This window comes from Corynebacterium neomassiliense (genome assembly GCF_900626215.1).
Lineage (GTDB): Bacteria > Actinomycetota > Actinomycetes > Mycobacteriales > Mycobacteriaceae > Corynebacterium > Corynebacterium neomassiliense.
In genome coordinates, this window is the sequence record NZ_LR131106.1 from 1,277,314 (window position 1) to 1,294,543 (window position 17,230).

Annotated in this window: 15 protein-coding genes; 3 read left to right on the plus strand and 12 right to left on the minus strand. The window is 67.2% G+C overall.

Going from position 1 to position 17,230, the window contains the following annotated elements; all coding sequences use genetic code 11:
- Positions 1 to 72 precede the first annotated feature (72 nt).
- Positions 73 to 1,230: a GuaB3 family IMP dehydrogenase-related protein gene (locus tag E0E18_RS05600; protein ID WP_066583874.1), complete on the minus strand. Its 1,158-nt coding sequence runs from the start codon at positions 1,228 to 1,230 to the stop codon at positions 73 to 75.
- A 35-nt stretch (positions 1,231 to 1,265) separates the two neighbouring features.
- The gene (guaB, locus tag E0E18_RS05605) at positions 1,266 to 2,795 is read right to left on the minus strand and encodes an IMP dehydrogenase (protein WP_066585961.1); all 1,530 of its coding nucleotides are present in this window, start codon (positions 2,793 to 2,795) and stop codon (positions 1,266 to 1,268) included.
- Between the two features lie 168 nt (positions 2,796 to 2,963).
- On the opposite strand from guaB, the gene E0E18_RS05610 reads away from it, so the two are divergent.
- The gene (locus tag E0E18_RS05610; RefSeq protein WP_419866042.1) at positions 2,964 to 3,383 is read left to right on the plus strand and encodes a DUF5319 domain-containing protein; all 420 of its coding nucleotides are present in this window, start codon (positions 2,964 to 2,966) and stop codon (positions 3,381 to 3,383) included.
- Positions 3,384 to 3,405: 22 nt separating this feature from the next.
- Here E0E18_RS05610 and E0E18_RS05615 read toward each other — a convergent pair whose 3' ends face one another.
- Together E0E18_RS05615 and shbA are read right to left on the minus strand one after the other, a co-directional pair.
- Positions 3,406 to 4,410 (minus strand): hypothetical protein, encoded by a 1,005-nt coding sequence (locus E0E18_RS05615; RefSeq protein ID WP_130839671.1) that lies wholly within the window; start codon positions 4,408 to 4,410, stop codon positions 3,406 to 3,408.
- A complete protein-coding gene (gene shbA, locus E0E18_RS05620) occupies positions 4,407 to 5,006 on the minus strand; it encodes an RNA polymerase sigma factor ShbA (protein ID WP_066583885.1) in 600 nt (199 codons plus the stop codon). Before shbA ends, E0E18_RS05615 begins: the two co-directional genes overlap by 4 nt.
- Positions 5,007 to 5,452: 446 nt before the next feature.
- Here shbA and E0E18_RS05625 point away from each other — a divergent pair, with 446 nt between their 5' ends.
- Complete coding sequence (locus E0E18_RS05625; protein WP_066583888.1) at positions 5,453 to 5,770, plus strand: WhiB family transcriptional regulator; 318 nt, start codon at positions 5,453 to 5,455, stop codon at positions 5,768 to 5,770.
- Between the two features lie 201 nt (positions 5,771 to 5,971).
- On the opposite strand, the gene groL is transcribed toward E0E18_RS05625, so the two are convergent.
- The 6 genes from groL to glmS form a co-directional block, all read right to left on the minus strand.
- Positions 5,972 to 7,588, minus strand: a complete 1,617-nt coding sequence (gene groL, locus E0E18_RS05630) for a chaperonin GroEL (protein WP_130839673.1) — start codon at positions 7,586 to 7,588, stop codon at positions 5,972 to 5,974.
- A gap of 7 nt (positions 7,589 to 7,595) precedes the next feature.
- A complete protein-coding gene (gene groES, locus E0E18_RS05635) occupies positions 7,596 to 7,895 on the minus strand; it encodes a co-chaperone GroES (protein ID WP_066585967.1) in 300 nt (99 codons plus the stop codon).
- A gap of 123 nt (positions 7,896 to 8,018) precedes the next feature.
- A complete protein-coding gene (gene tsaD, locus E0E18_RS05640; RefSeq protein WP_130839675.1) occupies positions 8,019 to 10,508 on the minus strand; it encodes a tRNA (adenosine(37)-N6)-threonylcarbamoyltransferase complex transferase subunit TsaD in 2,490 nt (829 codons plus the stop codon).
- Positions 10,509 to 10,787: 279 nt separating this feature from the next.
- Positions 10,788 to 11,354, minus strand: coding sequence for a tRNA (adenosine(37)-N6)-threonylcarbamoyltransferase complex ATPase subunit type 1 TsaE (locus E0E18_RS05645; RefSeq protein WP_237559642.1), 567 nt, complete (start codon positions 11,352 to 11,354; stop codon positions 10,788 to 10,790).
- A 7-nt stretch (positions 11,355 to 11,361) separates the two neighbouring features.
- Positions 11,362 to 12,468 carry an alanine racemase gene (alr, locus tag E0E18_RS05650; RefSeq protein ID WP_130839677.1) on the minus strand — a complete coding sequence of 369 codons (1,107 nt, stop codon included), beginning with the start codon at positions 12,466 to 12,468 and terminating at the stop codon, positions 11,362 to 11,364.
- Between the two features lie 60 nt (positions 12,469 to 12,528).
- On the minus strand, positions 12,529 to 14,412 hold the full coding sequence (glmS, locus tag E0E18_RS05655) for a glutamine--fructose-6-phosphate transaminase (isomerizing) (protein ID WP_066585970.1): 1,884 nt from the start codon (positions 14,410 to 14,412) through the stop codon (positions 12,529 to 12,531).
- 274 nt (positions 14,413 to 14,686) lie between these two features.
- On the opposite strand from glmS, the gene E0E18_RS05660 reads away from it, so the two are divergent.
- Positions 14,687 to 15,631, plus strand: coding sequence for a dienelactone hydrolase family protein (locus E0E18_RS05660; RefSeq protein ID WP_237559643.1), 945 nt, complete (start codon positions 14,687 to 14,689; stop codon positions 15,629 to 15,631).
- 131 nt (positions 15,632 to 15,762) lie between these two features.
- Here E0E18_RS05660 and E0E18_RS05665 read toward each other — a convergent pair whose 3' ends face one another.
- Positions 15,763 to 16,092 carry a hypothetical protein gene (locus E0E18_RS05665; protein WP_130839682.1) on the minus strand — a complete coding sequence of 110 codons (330 nt, stop codon included), beginning with the start codon at positions 16,090 to 16,092 and terminating at the stop codon, positions 15,763 to 15,765.
- A complete protein-coding gene (locus tag E0E18_RS05670) occupies positions 16,086 to 17,189 on the minus strand; it encodes a hypothetical protein (protein WP_130839685.1) in 1,104 nt (367 codons plus the stop codon). The genes E0E18_RS05665 and E0E18_RS05670 overlap by 7 nt, the downstream gene beginning before the upstream one ends.
- Positions 17,190 to 17,230 lie beyond the last annotated feature (41 nt).

A 17,230-nucleotide genomic window follows, 5' to 3' on the forward strand; every position in this document is an offset into this window, starting at 1 on the left:
GCGGCATAAACAACCGAAAGGTGGAGGGCACCGCCCTGAAGAACGATCGTGACCTGCAGGAAGAAGGTCAGATCAACGGACGACCAGAGGTGCTTTCTGGAAGCTCTTGAGGTCGGTGTACCCGCACTTGGCCATGGAGCGGCGCAGACCGCCGACAAGATTCTCCTCACCGTAGGGGTTGTCCGTCGGGCCGAAGAGGAGCTTCTCCAGCGGAACGGTCTCACGGGTCAGCGAACCGTAGGCACCGGAGACCGAGTCCACCTCCCCGCGGGGCAGCTGGGGGTGGGCGGCGACAGAAGGCCAGAAGAATCCCTGACCACCCGAGTTCTCCGCGGACGCCAGGGGTGCACCGAGCGCGACCGCGTCCGCACCACAGGCGATGGCCTTGGCGATGTCACCGGAGGACATCAGCTGGGAGTCGGCGATGACGTGGACGTACCGCCCGCCCGTCTCGTCGAGGTAGTCCAGCCGGGCGGCCGCGGCGTCCGCCACAGCGGTGGCCATCGGCACATCGATCCCCAGGGTGGTGACGTTCGTCGTCGTGCCCGCACCGACGATGACACCGGCCACACCCGTGCGCATCAGGTGCATGGCGGTGGTGTAGTCCACCACACCGCCGGCGATGACCGGTGCGTCCAGTGAACCGACGAACTCCCGCAGGTCCAGGGGTTCACCGTCAGAGTAGACATGCTGGGCGGAGATCAGTGTGCCCTGGATGACCAGCAGGTCGAGGCCTGCCCGGATCAGCGCGGGCGCCAGTTCACGGGCGTTCTGCGGCGAAACCCTCACACCGAAGGTGACCCCGGAGTCCCGGACCCGGGCGATCCGCTCCGCCAGCAGCCCGTTGTCGACGGGGGCGGCATGCAGCTCCTGCAGAACCGCCTGCGCCGCGAAACCCGGCTCCGGCAGACCCAGGGGATCATCTCCCCCGGCGGCGGCACGGACCTTGGCCAGTGCCCCCTCAAGATCCGGCTGACGACCCCACAGGCCTTCGGCGTTGATGACGGGGAGACCACCGAGCCTGCCGAACTCCACGGCGAGCTCCGGGGTGACCACGGCGTCCGAGGGGTGGGTCATCACGGGGATGTCGAAGCGGTAGGCGTCGATCTTCCAGGTGGTGTCGACGTCATGGGACGAGCGGGTGCGACGGGAGGGGACGATGTCGACCTGGTCGAGTCCGAAGACCCGTCGGGCCGACCGACCCATTCCGATACTGACCTGATCCTGCATGTGTGTGTTCCTTCCCGAGCGCTCCGGGGACCGGTCTAGCGCTGGTAGTAGTTCGGTGCCTCGACGGTCATGGTGATGTCGTGCGGATGGGACTCGCGCAGCCCTGCTCCGGTGATCTGCACGAAGTGCGCGTCGTTGAGCTCGTCGATGGTGTGGGAACCGGTGTAGCCCATCGCCGCACGCAGCCCACCGACCATCTGGTAGACGATCCCGTCGACGTTGCCGCGGAAGGGGATCCGTCCCTCGATCCCCTCCGGAACCAGCTTCTCCTCGTTCTTCACGTCGGCCTGGAAGTACCTGTCCTTGGAGTAGGAACGCTGTTCCCCGTGCAGTCCACGGCCCTTCATCGCCCCGAGGGACCCCATACCCCGGTACATCTTGTACTGCTTACCGTTGACCACGGTGATCTCACCCGGGGCTTCCGTGGTCCCGGCGAGAAGTGAGCCCAGCATGACCGACGAGGCACCCGCGGCGAGGGCCTTGGCGATGTCCCCGGAGTACTGCATTCCTCCGTCGGCGATGATCGGGACACCAGCCCTGCGGGCAGGGACGGCCGCCTCCAGGATCGCGGTGATCTGCGGTGCCCCGACGCCGGCGACGACACGGGTCGTGCAGATCGAGCCCGGCCCGATACCGACCTTGATCGCGTCAGCGCCCGCCTCGATCATCGCCTCGGCCGCACCCCGGGTGGCGAGATTGCCGCCGATGACGTCGATCCGGTCACCGAACTCCTTCTTCACCCGCGCGACCATCTCCAGGACGCCGGTGTTGTGGGCGTGTGCGGTGTCCACGACCAGGGCGTCGACCCCGGCGTCCACCAGTGCACCTGCACGCCGCCAGGAATCCTCACCGGTTCCGATGGAGGCGCCGCACAGCAGCCGTCCCGAGCCGTCCTTTGCCGCGTCCGGGAACTTCTCACGCTTCGCGAAGTCCTTCACGGTGATCAGGCCGGTGAGCTTCCCCGCCCCGTTGACGATCGGAAGCTTCTCTACCTTGTTCTCACGCAGCAGGCGCAGGGCGGCGTCGGCGGAGACGCCCTCCTGGGCGACCACGAGCGGCATCGGGGTCATGACATCGGCGACCTTCACGGAGAAATCCTCCTCGAAGCGCATGTCACGGTTGGTGCAGATGCCGACGAGCATGCCGTCACCGTCGACGACCGGAAGCCCGGAGATACGGTACCTGGCGCACAGGGCGTCCACCTCGGCGATGGTCATCGACGGGGTGCAGGTCACGGGGTCGGAGACCATGCCGGCCTCACTGCGCTTGACGATCTCGACCTGCTCGGCCTGGTCCTCCACCGAAAGATTGCGGTGGAGGATACCCATTCCCCCCTGCCGTGCCATGGCCACTGCCATCCGACCTTCGGTGACGGTGTCCATCGCCGCTGAAATAATCGGCACGTTCAGCGTGATGTTCCTGGTCAGCCTGGTCTTCGTCACCACATTGGAGGGGATGACGTCAGACGCCGCGGGAAGAAGAAGGACGTCGTCGAAGGTCAGGCCGACAAGTTCCACCTTCCTCGGGTCGTCGCCTCCGGTGGTCACGTACTGAACGTCGCTCATGCCCTTGAGATCCTCCTGCATCCGTGGATACCGCCCTTGTCTGGGTCGTGTGCACCCGATGTCGCGCGCCGGTCCAGCGCGACCGTGTACGGATCAGGATAACCCCCCGCCGCCGGTGGGCCGACATCAGCGCCGACATCCCGGCTGCGGACCTGTACGGTGGAGTACGTGAACTTCGATGACGCCCTGATGCCGCCGGACCCTTTCGCCGGGGACCCGAACGACCCGGCATCGTTCCTCGAAACGGACGACGACGGTCCTGCGGGACCGGTCTCCGAGGAGGAACGCCTCATGCTGCAGGAGGACCTGGCGAATATCCGACGGTTCCGTACCCTGCTGGAGCCCCGGGGGGTACGGGGGATCTCGATGCTCTGCGAGGACTGCGACGAGCTCCACTACTACGACTGGCCGATCATCACGGCGAACATCACCACCATGCTCAACGGGGACACGGTCCCCGTCCACGAGCCCGGCGCCGACCCGGACCCGGACTTCTACGTGTCCTGGGAATACTGCGCCGGCTATGCGGACGCCGTCGACTGGATGAACCGGGGACGCCGGGGACACAACCCGCGGTTCGGGCACTGAGACCTGCGGGCCGGAGGCCCGGTCAGAGGTACGGGATCCGCAGCCCTGCCGCCTGCTGCACGGCAGGTTCCGGCAGTCCCGGTGCACCGTCAGCGCCGGGGACCACCGGCTCTGCCGAAGGATCCGCCGGGCCGGCGGGTGCGGTGGTCGGCTGCGGTTCCCCGGTACCGTCCGGGGAGGTCGTCACGGTGGGATCATCCGTGTCCGTCGGGTCGGTCCCCGGATCCGTCGTGGGCTCCGCGGACGGGGTGGTTTCGGTGGGCTCCGCCTGACCTGACGTCTGCCCGGGGAGCTCTCCCGGGTCCTCCGGAAGTCCGACCGGTGAACCGTCAGCCGCACCGGCGGGCTCCGACACAGGTGCGGTGGTCGTGGTGGTGGCGGACTTCCGCGCCGTAGAGGTTCCCCGGGAGCTGCCGGCGTCGCCGTCGGAGGTGGGTGTGCCGGACGTCTCCTCCGGTCCGGTCACCTCACTGTGCCCGGGGATACCCGGAATCGCACCGTGGTAGGCGGCGACTCCGAAACCGCCCACAGCTATCGCTGCAGCGACACCGCCGGCGATCACCATGCCGGTGACGGACAGTCCGCCTGCGGCTGCGGCTCTTCCGGTCAGTCCCAGACCCCGGCGTCCCTGCCGGTGACGTCCGGTCGCCGTGGCGAGCGGGACGACATCTGCCTCCTCTTCGGGGGACACTGCGGCCTCCGGACCCGGGACGCGCGCGGGGACGGGAAAGATTTCGGTGGCGGTGTCGTCACCGGACGCCGTGTCCGGCAGCACCGAGGTGACATCCGGCGGGAGCACGGGGTGGAGCCGGGCGGCGCGGTCAAGCTCACCCCTGGCAGCAGCGAGGAGTCCGAGGAGCCTGTCGCCGTCCTCCGGTACTACGCCGGCGGCGATGTCGTCGATGAGCCGGTCGACTGCGTGAAGGGCCGCGGTGTCCTCGCCGAATCCGGGTTCCGACACCCGGGTCCCCTCCCCCGGTTCGGGCACAGAGGATTCGCCGAACTGGTCCGGGTACCGGTCGCTCATCGCTGTGTCCTCACATCCTCGTGCCCGCTGTCCCGTTCCTCGAGTACCGAGCGCATCTTGGCCAGGGCCCGGAACTGTGCGACGCGCACAGCACCAGCCGTCGAACCGACGATTGCTGCGGTCTCTTCGGCGGAATATCCGCCGAAGACTCTGAGGGTCACGATCCTGCGTGCCTTCTCGCCCAGCACATCGAGGAGTTCGGAGACTTCGTTACACGCACTGCCCTCAATTGTGAGGGATTCCGGAGTGTCGGTAGTCACTTCACTGTCCGGCACGTCGTCAGTGGGAACGGAGAGGTCGCGGCTCTGGGAACGGCGGGCGTCGACGATCTTGTTCGCGGCTATACGGTACACGAACGCCATGAACGGACGACCCTCCTCCCGGTATCCCGGCAGCGCCCGGGCGACGGCGAGGCAGATCTCCTGCGCAAGGTCCTCCGGAGTCGGGTACCGGGTGGGCTGGACCCGGAGCCGGCAGTATCGCAGCACCTGGGGATGGACGACATTGATGACCTGCTGGACCGCAGACCGGTCCCCTGCCACGGCGGCGGGAACCAACCGGGACAGCTGCTCGTCAGTGTCGTCAGTCGTCTTCATCGTCCCGTCTTCGTCAGTTTCCTGCCGGCCTTCTCCGGCGCCTGCCCTGGTACCCGCTCCGGTATATGGATGTGTCGGTCCAGACCTCTCCAGACCGATCCAGACCGATCCAAGTACCGGGCCATTCGGAAATTACCACAGGTCCGACCGCCGTCCCGCACTGATCGAACGGTGTTCGAAATACATTCATGTTGTAGCAGCATCTCTACTTCACCCCCTTACGGGGGTTCTTTTTCCCGGTTCACCCTGCCGTCGGCAACTTTCTCCCCTAATGTCTGTTCCCGGGAGAAATACGGGACGAACAGGGGATCCACGTTCCGGGACACACGGACAGAACATTCGACATCTGCCGCACAAAAGGCTGTTACCTGGCGTTCACGACCGCAGGCGATGCTGTGGTCAACGGATCACAAGACGGTGATCCACTGTCACGAGGAGAACACAGCATGCCGCAGCCGAGCCAGCTTCCGGGTCCGACAGCCGATTTCTGGGAGTGGCAGCTCCACGGCTCATGCCGAGGTGCAGACTCCTCGGTGTTCTTCCATCCCGACGGGGAGCGGGGACGCGCACGTGCCATGCGCGAGCACCGCGCCAAGGCCATCTGCCGGGAGTGCCCGGTACTGGAGAAGTGCCGCGACCACGCCCTGGCCGTCGGTGAGGTCTACGGCATCTGGGGCGGGATGAGCGAGTCCGAGCGGGCCACCGTCGACCGCCGTAACCGTGCCGCCAGAATCAGCCGCACCGCCACCAGGGTCTCCGCGTAGGATCCACAGGACTCCCGCGAAACGGGTCGGTGTCTGCCGTCAGGACACCTGCGCGTCCCCGGACCCGCCGGAACCCCGGCGGCAGACACCGGAACAACACACGAGGGGCCCGGTTCCGTGAACGGAACCGGGCCCCTCGTCGAACAGTCCGGGACAGCTGTCCCCGAGAATCTGCCGGGGAAAACCTGCCCGGGAAAACGGTCAGTGCTGGTGGCCGTGGCCGGCTGCCGACGGAGCGGCCTTCTCCGGCTTCTCCACGACAGCGGTCTCGGTGGTAAGCACCATCCGTGCCACCGAGGTCGCGTTGACCACGGCGGAGTGGGTGACCTTCACCGGGTCGATGATCCCCTGTGCGACGAGGTCGCCGTACTCCCCGGTGGCGGCGTTGAAGCCCTCACCGTTGGGCAGGTCGGAGATCCGCGAGACGACGACGGCACCGTCAAGTCCGGCGTTCTCCGCGATCCAGTACGCCGGACGACGCAGGGCACGGGCCAGGGCCTTGACCCCGAGAGCCTGGTCACCGTCGAAGGAACCGGCGAAGTCCTCGAGTTCCGCGGCGATCTGCACCAGGACGGAACCGCCACCGGCGATGACGCCCTCCTGGGCGGCGGCGCGTGCGGCGTTGATGGCGTCCTCGATGCGCAGCTTGCGCTCGTTGACCTCGGTCTCCGTCGCACCTCCGGCGCGGATGACGGCAACGCCGCCGGACAGCTTCGCGAGACGCTCCTCGAGCTTCTCACGGTCCCAGGTTGAGTCGGTGCGCTCGATGTCGGCACGGATCTGGTTGCGCCGCGCCTCGAGCGCCTCGGCCGTGCCGGCACCGTCGACGATGACGGTCTCGTCCTTGGTGACCGTGATCCGTCGGGCGGTACCCAGCTGGTCGAGGGTCACGTCGGCGAGGTTTCCACCGACCTCCTTGTCGACCACGGTGCCTCCGGTGACGACGGCGAGGTCGTCCATGAAGGCCTTCCTGCGGTCACCGAAGTACGGGGCCTTGACCGCGACTACCTTGATCGACTTCCGGATCGAGTTCACCACCAGCATCTGCAGCGGTTCACCCTCGACGTCCTCGGCGACGATGAACAGCTGCTTGCCGGACTTGGCGACCTGCTCGAGAACCGGAAGGAAGTCCGGCAGCGAGCTGATCTTCTCCCTCACGAGGAGGACGAGGGCGTTCTCCAGGACCGCGTGGCCGGTCTCCTCTTCGGTGACGAAGTAGGGGGACAGGTAGCCCTTGTCGAAGGAGACACCCTCGGTGACGACGAGTTCGTCGGCGACCGACTGCGACTCCTCGACGGTGAGCACGCCGTCCCTGCCGACCTTCTCCATCGCCTCGGCGACCTTCCCACCGATCTCAGCGTCGCGCGAGGAGACGGTGGCGACATTGGCGATCGAGGAGCTGTCCGCCACCGGGGTGGCGCGCTCGCGGAGCAGTTCGAGGGCCTTGTCGGCGGCCGCGGAAATGCCTTTGTTGAGCTCCAGCGGGTTACCCCCGGCGGCGACTATCCGCAGTCCTTCGTTGATCAGTGCCCGGGCCAGCAGGGTGGCCGTCGTGGTGCCGTCACCGGCGATGTCGTTCGTCTTGATGGCGACCGACTTCACCAGCTGGGCCCCGAGGTTCTCGAAAGGATCCTCGAGATCGATGTCCCGGGCGATGGTGACGCCGTCATTGGTGACGGTCGGGCCACCGAAGGCCTTCTGCAGCACGACGTTCCGGCCCTTGGGGCCGAGGGTGACGCGCACGGAATCCGCCAGCGTGTCGACACCGCGCTGGAGACCTTCCCTGGCCTCCTGGTCAAATGCGATGAGTTTCGACATGGGGCTCCTACTTCTCGATGACGGCGAGGATGTCGCGCTGGCTGAGGAGCAGGTACTCCTCGCCGTCGTACTTCAGCTCGGTACCGCCGTAACGGGAGAAGACGACGGTGTCGCCCTCCTTGACGTCCATCGGAATACGGTCGTCGTCATCGGCCCAGCGGCCCGGACCGACGGCCACGACGGTGGCCTCCTGCGGCTTCTCCTTGGCGGAGTCGGGGATGACCAGACCGGATGCGGTGGTGGTCTCAGCCTCGACGATCTGGACGAGAACCCGGTCCTCGAGCGGCTTGATGTTGACGTTGGCCACGATGAATACCTCCGTGTATTCGGTTCGGATGAAGAGCATGTGCCGGTTGGTGCCTGCACAGCCGTCGTCGCGGGTGAACAACTGTGTGTCAATCAACCAACTGGCACTCTACCCCTCCAAGTGCTAGCCCTCAACCCTTTCGACTGCCAGACTGTCCGCCCGCCCCGGCGCCACGGCGGGCCGCACAAGCGGAACCTCGACATCCAGGGACGGGTCCGTGGCCGCACCCAGGCCACTGGGGGCCGCACCCGCCCTGATCAGATGGGCGGCCAGCGTCGCCGTCATCACCCCGTTGTCGGTGCACAGGGCAGGTTCGGGCACGTGCAGGGTGATCCCGGCGTCCGCACACCGCTGCGCCGCAAGTTCCCTCAACCTCCGGTTCGCCGACACACCACCACCGAGCAGCAGCACCCGGGCACCGGTGTCACGGCACGCCCGCACGGCCCTGGCGGTGAGCACGTCGACCACCGCCTCCTGGAAGGACGCACACAGATCCTGCACAGGCACGGTCTCCCCGCGACGTCCCGCCTGCTCCACATACCGTGCCACCGCGGTCTTGAGACCGGAGAAGGAGAAGTCGTACTCCTGCCCGGACGTCCGGGACAGTCCCCGTGGGAACCTGACAGCCTCCGGGTCGCCCCCTGAGGCCAGCCTGTCGATGACCGGACCGCCCGGATACCCGAGCCCGAGGAGCCTGGCCACCTTGTCATAGGCCTCCCCCGCCGCATCATCGAGAGTCGAGCCGAGCTCCTTCATCGGCCGGCCCGTTCCCCGGACCTCGAGAATCTGCGTGTGCCCGCCGCTGACCAGCAGTGCCACCGCATGCGCAAGATCACCGGGCACACCGGCGTCATGTCCGGGGTCACCGGTGTGCAGCGTGTCCACCGCAACATGCCCTCCCAGGTGGTTGACCCCGTAGAAGGGAACCCCCCACGCCGCGGCGCACGCCTTCGCCGCCGCCGCACCGACGAGCAGGGCCCCGGCCAGGCCCGGCCCCACTGTCGCGGCCACGGCGTCCGGCCGGGTCCTCCCTGTCGCAGCCTCCAGGTCCGCCCTCGCAGCCTGCAGGGTCGGGACGAATGCCTCCAGATGCGCCCTCGACGCGATCTCCGGGACCACCCCACCGAACCTCGCATGCTGTTCCATCGACGAGGCGACCCGGTTGCTCACCATCGTGACCGTGCCGTCCGAACCCAGTTCGACAATCCCGACACCCGTCTCGTCACAGGAACTCTCCACACCCAGGACCGTCAGCACGCCCCCGTCCGGGACAACAGGCGCGACGTCATCCCGGAGAGCTGCCGCGTTGCCGTCCACCCCGGAGGACGCCGACCTTCCCGGGACCTCACGGGTCCCGCGGGCCGGACGCCGCATCGTGTACGCGTCCGCTCCCGAGGGCTGGTAATACCCCTTCCTGACGCCCGTGACCTCGAACCCGTAGCGACGGTACAGTCCCACCGCAGGAGCATTGTCGGTACGGACCTCCAGGAAAACCGGGCCGCCGTGGCGGTCAGCCAACTCCATCAGCGGGTCCATGAGCAGCACCGACCAACCGTGGCCGCGGGCAGGAGGGGCGAGCGCGATGGTGTGGATCTCGAACTCCGGGTCAGACAGGGGCCCCGTCATCGCCATTCCCGCGAACCCCAGCAGCTCACCCTCCCGGAACAGTCCGATGTACCTGGTGTGCCCTGCGGTGATCTCCGAGCGGAAGGCATCGGCGGACCAGGGTGAGTCGCCCTCGAAACTGAGCGCCTCGATCCCGGCGCACGCCTCGGCGTCCTCCACCGTCAACGCGGTGACGACCGGGGTGCCGACCGCCTCATCCAGATCCACCCCGCTGAAGTCCAGGGCCTCGGAAACGGGCCTGCGCACCGGCACCACCGCATCCGGACGTCGCAGGTAGAGAGCACGAAGAGGGGTGCCGGGACGCGTCAGCCCAGCTGCGGTGACGCGGTGGAGCGCGGCGGCGACCAGTCCCTCCGGCGTCGGATAAGCGTCACTGTCCACGCAGTTCCAGCCCTCCGGAACCGCGACCTTCCCTCCGGCGACCTCCCGGGTCACTGCAGCAGTCGCCGACGGATGTTCTGCGGTGAGGACGCCGGGTGGAGTGACCGCCGGACCCTCGACCGTCCGCCCGGAACGGGTGTCCACCACCGACCAGTACCACTCCCGGCGACGGGCGTCACTGACGACGAGGACGGTCGGGTCAGCCGCTCCGACCGCAACCGGGCCCACCACTCCCCCCGAAGCAACGGCGACATGACTCTCCACTCCGTGCCCCGGCACCGAAAGTGCCTCCCCGAAAGCCGCCGCCGTCGCCATCCCCACCCTCAGCCCGGTGAAGGGGCCCGGGCCCGTACCGACCACGACGGCATCCAGGTCGGCCGGAGACAGGCCGGCCTCGGCGAGACACTCGACGATACCGGGGGTGAGAATCTCCATATGCCCCCGAGGACTGTGGACGCAACGCTGCGCAAGGGTGCGCAGCTCCCCCTGACGGCTCCCCGAAACGGCCCCCGTCCCACTCCTGCTCCCGGCCGTGTCCGGGGCCGGGACGTCGACCACCCCGGCGACGACATAGGAGGTGGAGGTGTCTACCGCGAGAACATGCATGGGGACGAAGTCTAGTCTGCGGCGGCGGCGAGATAGAACCGCCGGCCAGTCGCGTCCACTCCCCCGAACCTTGCTGAAGATAAGGCGGAACCCCGCCGCACTCTCCATTTGCGGCGGGGTTCCTGTTGGATACACCCCTCACAGTGATCCAAGGCCCATTATGCACGCCCCCTCCCTGACACGCAACAGTCATCGGAGGAAAACCTGTGTTCTGTAATGTTCAGGGGTGAAACCGGGGGTGGCGAGCACGGGCAGACGCGGCACAGAGCCGGCACGCGCTCAGCTGGACCAGGCCCACCGGAGAATCCGGGGGGGCTCCTCCGCCAGATCCCCCACACCCGGACCCTCCTCTGGGTCGGACCGCAGGATCTCCACGTCGATCACACGGGACGACAGTGCCTCCACCACGCCCCGACCCCATTCCGCGACGAGTACCCGGTCACTGAGATCATCGTCGATGTCCAGGGACTCCAGCATGTCCAGCACAGTCTCACGAGGAAGGTCCGCGCCCTGCGGCCCCACCGCCGTGTCCACGGCGTCACCGAGGAGCCGGTAGGCGTCCATGGGCAGCATGCCGGTCCCCGCCGACCCGTCCGGCCTGATACCCGGCCGGTGCTCCCGGACCACGGTGAAGGTCGGGGAACGGACCTTGCCCGCAGCCCCGAGACCACGGGCGATCCCCTGGGTGAACGTGGTCTTGCCCGCGCCCAACGGGCCGGTCAGCACCACCACACTTCCCGGCTCCAGGACAGAACCGAGGTCCTCCCCCAGACTCCGCATGTCGGCAGCCGACTGCGCCGTCACCTCCCCCGAAGGTCCGGTGAAGTCGGCGCGCAGATCATTCACGGCAGAATCACTCCTGCACCGGAACTGTCCTCCGCGCCACCCTGGGTCCGCGCGGCATGGTGAGAATCTCGTAGTCGATCGTGTCCGCGGCGTCCGCGATCTCCCGGACAGGGCGTCCTCCCTCACCGAAGATCACCGCCCAGTCACCGGGGCGCACCCTGCTGCCCGGGCCGTCGGTGTCCGCAGCGGGGCCCAGGTCGATGACGATCTGGTCCATGCACACCCGGCCGATCTGCGGGAACCACGTGCCGTTGACCGTCACCCCGAACTTCCCGGACAAGGCCCTGGGAAGACCGTCGGCATATCCGAGTGCGACCACTGCCGTCCTGGTGTCCACCGGGGCGGTCCAGTGGTGCCCGTAGCTGACGCCCTCACCTGCTGCGACAAGCCGGGTGGTCACCACCCTCGCGCGTAGTGTCATGGCGGGCCGGAGGTCGACTCCACTGGGGATCGCGCACGGGTCCACCCCGTACATCCCCACGCCAGGACGCACCATCTCATGGCGCAGATCCACCCGGGACAGTGCCGCAGGAGTGTTGGCGATATGGTTCACCGGCACGTCCAGGCCACGGGCCCGACACTCCTCGATCCGCGCAGAGAACCGCCGCTCCTGCAGGTCGGTGACCGGTGAGATCGGGTCATCGGCACTGGCAAGGTGAGAAAACAGTCCGGTGACCTCGATCTTTCCCGAATCCACGGCAGCGTCCGCGCGATCGAGGGCAGTCGGCCACTCCGCAGGGCTGATACCGGACCGGGACAGGCCGGTATCCACCATCAGTCCGACCTTCACTGTTCTGCCGGCGGCCGTCGCCGCAGCAACGACCGAATCGAGGTGCGCCACCGAGGGAATCCCGAAGGTGATGTCACGTGCGACAGCGTCACCGAGATCCTCGCCCTCCGCCAACCAGATCCATGCGGTGACCGGTGCTGCGACGCCGGCGTCACGCAGTGCCACAGCTTCGCCGAGGGTCGCGACACCGAGAGCGGACGCGCCGGCGTCCACGGCAGTACGCGCGATGTCGACCATTCCGTGGTTGTACCCGTCCGCCTTGACGACAGCCATCAGGCCCGCCGGGGCGACATGTGCGGCGAGTGTCCGCACGTTGTGGGCCACCGCCCCGAGATCGACGACAGTTTCTGCGAGAACGTGGGTGTTCGTGGTTCCGTTCCTTACCTATTCGACCGTGACCGATTTGGCCAGGTTACGGGGCTTGTCAATGTCGGTGTTACCACACTGCCGGGCGATCTCGGCGGAGAGGAACTGCAGAGGCACCGTCGACAGCAGCGGCTGCAGCAGAGTTCCGGACGCCGGGATCTCCAGCAGGAAGTTCGCGTAGGGCCGCACAGACTCGTCGCCCTCCTCCGCGATGACGATCGTCCGCGCGCCCCGTGCCCGGATCTCCTGGATGTTCGTCACGATCTTCGAGTGCAGGATCTCCCTGCCCTGCGGCGACGGAACCACGACGACGACCGGGAGGTCCTCCTCGATCAGGGCGATCGGGCCGTGCTTGAGTTCCCCGGCAGGGAAACCCTCCGCGTGGATGTAGGCCAGCTCCTTGAGCTTCAGCGCACCTTCCAGGGCGACCGGATAGCCGACGTGCCTGCCGAGGAAGAGCATCGTCGGAATAGGTCCGAGCTCCTCGGCAAGCTCGTGGATCTGGCCCTTGAGGCCGAGAACCCGCTCGATCTTCGCGGGGATCTCCTCCAGCTGGTCGAAGATCGACTCGATCTCGTCCGGGTACTTCGTGCCGCGGGCCTGGGCGAGCGCGAGACCGACAATGTAATTCGCGGCGATCTGCGCGAGGAAGGCCTTCGTGGACGCCACGCCGATCTCCGGGCCCGCGTGCGTGTAGAGCACGGCGTCCGACTCCCTCGGAATCTGGGAGCCGTTGGTGTTGCACACCGCCAGTACCCGGGCTCCCTGGGTCTTCGCGTGCCGCACAGCTTCGAGAGTGTCGGCGGTCTCACCGGACTGGGAGACCGCGACGACGAGTGTCTGCTTGTCCAGGACCGGATCCCGGTACCGGAACTCGCTGGCGACCTCGATCTCGACAGGTAGTCTCACCCAGTGCTCGATCGCGTACTTCGCCAGCAGGCCGGAATGGTAGGCGGAACCGCAGGCGACGACGAAGACCTTGTCGACCTGCCGGAGGTCGTCGTCGGAGAGACGCTGCTCGTCGAGAATGACCCGGCCGTCGACGAAGTGGCCGGCCAGGGTGTCACGGATGGCTGCGGGCTGCTCGAAGATCTCCTTCATCATGAAGGAGTCGAACCCGCCCTTCTCCGCGGCGGCCAGATCCCAGTCGATGGTGAACGGACGTCCCTCGGCGGGGGTCCCGTCGAAGTCCATCACCCGGTAGGAGTCCCTGGTGATCACGACAACGTTGTCCTGACCGAGCTCGACAGCCTGACGGGTGTGCGCGATGAATGCCGCCACATCGGAGCCGAGGAACATCTCGTCGTCGCCGACACCGATGATCAGCGGGGTGGACCGCCTGCCGGCGATGATCTTCCCCGGCTCATCGACATGGGTAAACAGGAGGGTGAACGCGCCTTCCAGTCGCCTCAGGACCGACAGGGCGGACGCCTCGAAATCACCTGCGGTAGGGCCTGCGTTGTATGCCAGCGCCAGGAGATGGGCGGCAACCTCGGAGTCCGTCTCGCTGGTCAGTTCGATACCGGCGGCCTCAATCTCGGCACGGAGTTCGGCGAAGTTCTCGATGATGCCGTTGTGGACGATCGCGGCCTTGCCGTCGAAAGAGACGTGGGGGTGAGCGTTGACGTCGTTCGGTCGTCCGTGGGTCGCCCATCGGGTGTGACCGATGCAGGTCGACCCGGCGAACCGGGAACTGTCTCCGCCACCGTCGGCGGCTATCTGGTCCAGCAGGTTCGCCAACTTGCCGGCCTTCTTCTCCACCACAAGCTCACCGGGTCGGACGACCGCGATCCCTGCGGAGTCGTATCCCCGGTACTCCATCCGCGCCAGTGCGTCCAGACCGATGTCAAGGGCACTGACGTTGCGTGCCGCGTCTCCGACGTAACCAACGATTCCACACATGCGCACTACCCTACCGAGAGCGACGCCGCGGGGTTACTCCGGTGTGCCCGGAGACGTCCCGACCACGGTGCTCCACCGTCACAGTAGGTCGGTGGGCGCTGTCCGGCCCGGGCGGGGGAGGTACGGAGCAGAGAGCGGGGACGCCCGGGGCGGAGGAAGTCGTCGGCGTCGGCCGGGCTGACGCTGAACGAAAGCCGGGGAATGCCGCCGCAGGTCGCAGCGATCCCGGGTTGCCGCAGGACCGGCAGGGGCCTGTTCCCCTACTATTGGGAACGTGGCTGTCAAAGTGAAGAATCTCGTCGATCAACTGGGCAGACCGGGCCCCTACGATGTGAAAGTGGGTGACCTGGGTGTGACCGGCCTGCCCGGCAGGATCTACGTGCCGGTGGAGGGTTCCGGTGGCGCAGGCCGTGTCGGACGCCGTGGCCGTATCTCTGTTCCGGGTCTGGTATTCGGACATGACTGGTGCACCGGGGTGGACGCCTACCATGTGACACTTCGTCATCTCGCCAGCTGGGGTATTGCGGTCGCTGCCCCGGACACGGAGACCGGTTTCGTCACCGACCACGCCGGTTTCGCTGCAGACCTTGAGTCCTCACTGCAGGTACTCACCGGGGTGAAGTTCGGGTCGGGCACCACTGTCACAGACCCGGACCGCCTGTACCTGGCCGGACACGGCATGGGGGCCGGGGCTGCTGTGCTCACCGCAGCAGGACGGGCGCCTGCCGGGCAGGACCGGCAGAACAGACCGTCCCTGCGGGGTGTGATCGCGGTGTACCCGTCGGACACCACCCCGAGCTGTTACGGGGCAGCCCGCAGGGTGGAGACACCGGGACTGGTGCTCGACGCCGGACGCCCCGGAACCGTTCCCGCCGGAAACGCCTCCCGTCTTGCGGCGAACTGGCGGGGTCCGGTGGTCTACCGCCGCATCCTCAAGGGTTCCCCCGCCGGTTTCAGCGAACCGATCCTCCGCAAGGCACTCCTGGGTGGAGCCGGCCCGGAGTTCGGAGTGCAGGATCTCCTGAGAGCACTCATGGTCGGATTCATCACCGGTGACGGTGCCCTGGACTCCTCGTTGTCCCGTGACTGCGCCACATTCCACAACCCGGAGACCGCTGTCAAGGGCACGGCCACCGCAACGCGCAGAGAATTGTTCGAGTCTCTGCCGGAATTCGGCGATCCGGTGGACAAACTGCAACAGGCGCTCCTGAAGCTCTGACCGTCAACGCCGGGAATGCGGACACCGTCGATCCGGCGTACGTCCACCTGTTGACGTGTAGCCGTCTCCGCAGTCGCCTCCGGATGACGGGTCAGCCCACCAGGCACAGCCCGTTTTCCGGGCACCGGGTCCTATCTTCCTCCCTCGTTGAAGATCTCAGGGCCTGACAACGTTCTGCCACCACGCGGCCGCAGCTGCCCCCGGTTTCCGCTGACATCATGAAGCACAGCCCGCCCGGCCCCCGGCACCTTTTCCTGTTCGTCGACGGCGGTCCGGGCGCTGACCTGCTCCGCCAGTTTCTGCAGTATCTCCGTCTGTGCACGGAACGCGGCGAGGAACTCCTCGCTGAGTGCGTGTACCGACCCCATGTACTTCTCCACGGCGCGACGGTGACTGTCCGTGAGCTCTGCCCCGTGACTCTGCCTCTGTTCACTGCGGTACCACGCCGTCCCACTCACCATTCACCTGCCGTCTCCGGGGCTTCCGCCTGCACCCCGTCAGCGGTGACCCACACATCCGGACTCCAGCTCTCTCCCGCTCCGACGCTGCTGTCCTGCATCGACTCGCCCCTGCCCGGTTCTCCGTTCCCACCGGCCGCGTCGGCTCCCCCGACGCCTCCCCCGTCGCCTCCGGGCTCCACCCCTGCAGAGAGGACAGCCGGAACCTCCCGGGAAGGTGTGCGTCCGGTCTTGTCGAACCCCTCGACGGGGTCCACGCTGCCTGTCCCACCCGTGTCCGGAGACGGTGACCCGCTCTCTGAGGTCCCGGTACCGCCCCGTTCCGACGGCTCCGATTGCTCTGACTGCTCTGGCACCCCGGCATCACCAGGGGTGGGTTGGACCGGTACCTCCGAACAGGTGGCGACCGTGTCATCCTGTTCGTCCCCGCACATCCCGCCTGCACCGTCATTGCCGTCGGTGCCGTCGGTGCCGTCGGTGCACTCTGCGACGGAGGTGCCGCAGATGTCAGCATCACCCTGTTCCCCAGGTTGCGGGCATTTTTCGGGCGCACAGGCCTCGTGCTCCGGAACCGGGCAGACCGCCTCCGCTGCGGAGCTGCAGTCACCCGCCGTAATCTCTACGACAGCCTCAAGACTGCAGTTGCGTTGCTCCAGCAGTCCGGTCACCGCGTCCACGGCACCCCTGGCAAGCTCTCCCGCCAGTTCGCAGGACAGTGGTCCCCCGGCAACCGAACCCGTGCCGGAGACTGCGCCGGACACGGAACCGATCAGCCCGCACACATTGTCCACCAGAACAGCAACGGCATCCGCGCATCCCGTGGTGATCTGTTCCATCGAAGCGCCGCAGCTCGCCAACGAACCTGCAACTCCCCGCCACGCCTGATCGACTGTCGCGAGAACATCGCCGGTCCGGCACAACTGTCGACAGGGTTCCCCCCCTGCTATCCCCTTCACGGCATCGGCAGCCTCGGTGACGAGCCCGCTGACCCCACAGTCACCGACGGCTCCCGCCTGCAGGGCCAGGTCAACGGTCCCTGACGCACTCCCTGACAGGGTGAGCGTGTCGAGCCCCCTCGTGTACTCGGAAACCTCACACATCCGATGAACCTGGGACTGTGGACACCCCGTGGCCGCCGCTG